The following is a 1,888-nucleotide window of genomic DNA, read 5'->3' on the forward strand; positions in this document are numbered from 1 at the left end:
CCCGTTGACACGCCTCCCGCCCGCTCCGGATACTGACTCGCGATTCAGTTGAAGGAGACCTCGAACATGCCGAACGCCCGGCCGCCGCTCCTCTCCACCACCTGGACCGACGACCTCACGGGCCGCCGCGGCTATCTCGTCGTCGACCGGCTCGTACGCGGTGTGTGCAGCGGCGGGCTGCGGATGCGCGCGGGCTGCGCGCTCGACGAGGTCGCCGGGCTCGCGCGCGGCATGACGCGGAAAGAGGCCCTCCACTACGACCCCGATCCGGCCTCCGGCACCTCACCCGCCCGGTACGTCCCGCTCGGCGGCGCCAAGGGCGGTATCGACTGCGACCCGCGGGACCCGGAGGCGTACGGCGTGCTGGTGCGCTATCTGCGCGCCATGCGCCCGTACATCGAGCGGTTCTGGACGACGGGCGAGGACCTCGGCCTGACCCAGGACCTGGTGGACCGGGCCGCCGCGGAGGCGGGTCTGGTCTCCTCGATCCAGGCCGTGTACCCGCTGCTGGACGACGAACGGGCCGCGCGCCGGCGCCTGGCCGACGCGTTCGCGGTCGAGGTGACGGGGATCGGCCTGGACGAGCTGGTCGGCGGCTGCGGGGTCGCCGAGGCGGCCCTCGCGGCGCTGGACCGGGCGGGCGTCCCGTACGAGGGCACGCGGGTCGCCGTGCAGGGCTTCGGCACGATGGGCGGGGCCACCGCCCGCTTCCTGGCCCGTGCGGGCCTGCGCGTCGTGGCCGTCGCCGACGTCAAGGGCACGATCGCCAACCCGGACGGGCTCGACGTCGAGGCGCTGCTCGCCGCCCGCGACTCCTTCGGCACGGTCGAGCGCACCGCGCTCCGCCCCGAGGACACCGAACTCCCGGGCTCGGCCTGGCTGGAGGCGGACGCGGAGGTGCTGGTCCCGGCCGCCGTCTCGTACGCGATCGATGCCGCCAACCAGCGGGCTGTCACCGCGCGTTGGGTGGTCGAGGCCGCCAACATGCCGGTCCTGCCGGAGGCGGAGGAGCTGCTCGCGGCGCGCGGGGTGACCGTGCTGCCGGACGTGGTGGTCAACTCCGGTACGAACGCCTGGTGGTGGTGGACGCTCTTCGGCGACATCGGCCCTGACGCGGACGAGGCCTTCGCGCATGTGCGGGGTTCGATGCGGGCGCTGATCGACCGGGTGCTGGCCCGCGCCGAGGCCGACGCGGTGCCGCCCCGCGCGGCGGCCCACGCGATCGCCGAGGAGCGGAGCGCCTTGATCGCGGAGCGGTTCGGGCAGTACCAGGCCCCACCCACGATTCCCTAACGGGCTCGAGCAACCAAGCCCGTTACACAATGAGCGGTTCGAGCAGCGCCAGAGTCCACTCACGATCGGGTCGTGCACTGCCCTCGGTGCAGTTTCACCGAGGGCGCCGGCGACCCCGGACCCGACGGGCCTTTGCCGGCTGGGCCGACCGGCTCGACGAACTCCCGAGCCGAGGCAACCGGGGTCGGAACCGCTGCAGCCTGCTGCCGGGCTTCGGGGATCGGTCGGGCCTTACGCCGTACGGGGACGGGCCAATGGGGCCAGCGCATAAGGGAGTTCGACCCAGACCGTGTGGCCGGGGCCCTCCGGTGCCGACGCTGTGCCCCAGGCGTGGGACAGGGCCTCGACCAGGAGGAGCCCGCGGCCGCCCTCGCCGTCGGTGACCCGCAGACGCAACAGCGCGCCGGACAGCCGCAGTTCGCAGGCGATCGACTCGCTGTCGGTGTGGCAGACCGCGTTGGTCACCAGCTCCGAGACCACCAGCTCCGTGTTGTCGCGAGTCTCCCCGTCCGCCCCCCACTCGCTCAGCAGCGCGAGCACACGCCGTCGCGCCTCGGCGGCCGAGGTGCGCAGCGCGGGCAGCCGGAACACGGTG

2 protein-coding genes are annotated in these 1,888 nt (G+C 73.8%); one reads left to right on the forward strand and one right to left on the reverse strand.

Going from position 1 to position 1,888, the window contains the following annotated elements; all coding sequences use genetic code 11:
• The first annotated feature begins 66 nt into the window (after positions 1–66).
• Entirely contained in the window at positions 67–1,293 is a 1,227-nt protein-coding gene (locus tag AOK16_RS22340) for a glutamate dehydrogenase (RefSeq protein WP_055473962.1), read from the forward strand.
• Between the two features lie 231 nt (positions 1,294–1,524).
• Here the strand turns inward: AOK16_RS22340 and AOK16_RS22345 are convergent.
• Positions 1,525–1,888, reverse strand: a 364-nt coding sequence (locus tag AOK16_RS22345) for an ATP-binding protein (RefSeq protein ID WP_420865396.1), incomplete at its 5' end; no start/stop codon positions are given.

The organism is Streptomyces pathocidini, from assembly GCF_001418495.1.
Lineage (GTDB): Bacteria > Actinomycetota > Actinomycetes > Streptomycetales > Streptomycetaceae > Streptomyces > Streptomyces pathocidini.